The organism is Saccharomonospora iraqiensis subsp. iraqiensis (genome assembly GCF_000430445.1).
In the GTDB taxonomy this organism is placed as follows: domain Bacteria; phylum Actinomycetota; class Actinomycetes; order Mycobacteriales; family Pseudonocardiaceae; genus Saccharomonospora; species Saccharomonospora iraqiensis.
Window position 1 is genome coordinate 3,342 of the sequence record NZ_KE387095.1, and the last position, 1,742, is coordinate 5,083.

2 protein-coding genes are annotated in these 1,742 nt (G+C 73.7%); one reads left to right on the forward strand and one right to left on the reverse strand.

The window, feature by feature from the left end; genetic code table 11:
- Positions 1-994, reverse strand: a 994-nt coding sequence (locus ACTIR_RS23265) for a sugar-binding transcriptional regulator (protein WP_065388587.1), incomplete at its 3' end; no start/stop codon positions are given.
- Between the two features lie 121 nt (positions 995-1,115).
- Here ACTIR_RS23265 and ACTIR_RS0113415 point away from each other — a divergent pair.
- On the forward strand, positions 1,116-1,742 hold a 627-nt coding region (locus ACTIR_RS0113415; RefSeq protein WP_026454667.1), incomplete at its 3' end, for an alcohol dehydrogenase catalytic domain-containing protein.

The following is a 1,742-nucleotide window of genomic DNA, read 5'->3' on the forward strand; positions in this document are numbered from 1 at the left end:
GACCGTCGGCACCGGTCGCGGGTGGGCGGGCGGCGGCCAGGTCCAGCGCCATCCGCGCCGTGTCGGCGTCGGTGACGAGCGTGGACACCAGCCCGGAGCGCAGCACGGCGTCGACGGCCTCGGCCTTCGCGGACGTGTAGCCGAGCGCGACCACCTCGGGCACCCGGCGCAGCTCCTCGTGGGTGATCCCGAGCACGTGCCGGTCCAGGCCCGTGGACAGCGTGCCGCCGTCGGCGTCGAACAGCCGCGCCGCGATCTCCGCCTTCGCGCCGCGGTTGCGGAGCGCGTCGCGTTCGGCGGGGGAGAGCGAGTCGTAGACGGTGGACTCGCCCTCCCGCCACGCGCCGATACTGACCACGGCCTTCGTGAGGTCGCGGAACCGGCCGAACGCGTCGGCGATGCCGGGTTGTCCGCGCAGGACGTCGGCGGTGTGCGCGTCGGGCAGCACGAGCGGGGCGGAGATCGGGTAGGCCGGTCCGCCGGAGACGTCGGCCAGCCGGGAGACCGTCTCCACGGAGCGGTCCCGCAGGTCCATGCCGGTCTGCACCCCGCACAACTGCACCACCGGACAGCGGGGGAGTCGCGTGATCTTGCCGGCCATCGCGTTCACCGACCGCGCCCAGGACAGGCCGAGGACGTCGGTGGCGGTGACGGTCTCGGTGAGCAGCCGCGCGGCCAGGGCGCCGAGACGCTCGCGCAGCCCCTCCCGGGTCCGCCCGCCGTCGGTGTCGTCGAGCACGAACGCCCGCCGGAGTCCGTGGGCCGAGCGGAGGTCCTCGGACAGTGCCGGGTCGACGGGTTCGCCGAGGTCGTACTCCAGGCGGACCAGGCCGGTGCGCAGCGCCGTGTCCAGGACACGGGCGACCTTGAACCGGCTGACGCCGAACTCCTCCGCGATCTCGATCTTGGACTGTCCCCGGACGTAGAACCGGTGGGCCATACCGGCGGCCCACACCGAGTCCGCCAGCCCGAATCCTTCCCCCTGTGCGCTCATCTGAGCATTATAGAACGGATCGTCGCCGAATCATTGACGGACATCGCTGTTGAGTCGTTCAATCTCTGCCCAACAGAGCGTGAGAGTCAGATCACACGCTCAGATGAGCGGGAGGTGTGGAATGCGGGCGGTGGTCGTCGACGAACCCGGGACGGTGCGGGTCGCCGAGGTGCCCGATCCGGCGCCGGGGCCGGGGGAGGTCGTCGTCCGGGTCGGGGCGTGCGGGATCTGCGGCACGGACCTGCACATCGCGGACGGGCACTTCCCGCCCACGCCGTACCCGATCGTGCCCGGGCACGAGTTCGCCGGGGAGGTGGTCGCGCTCGGTCCGGACGTGGGGACGGCGCGCACGGTGGGCGAGCGCGTCGCCGTCGACCCGTCGCTGTTCTGCGGAGCCTGCGGCCCCTGCCGGGCGGGACGCGGCAACCTCTGCGCCGACTGGGGTGCCACGGGCGACACCGTGGACGGCGCGTTCGCCGAGTACGTCGCGGTTCCCGCCGCCACCTGCCACCGGATGCCGGAGGGCATGACGGACCGGCAGGGCGCGCTGGTGGAGCCGGTCTCGTGCGCGGTGCACGGCCTGCGCCGGATCGGCGTCGAGGTGGGCGAGCGGTTCCTCGTCGTCGGCGCGGGCACGATGGGGCTCATCCTGTCCCGGCTGCTGCGGGCCTCGGGCGCGCGGGTCACGGTCGTCGACCACGACCCGGACCGGCTGCCCCGGGCGCGGGAGCAGGGTGCCGAGGCCGTC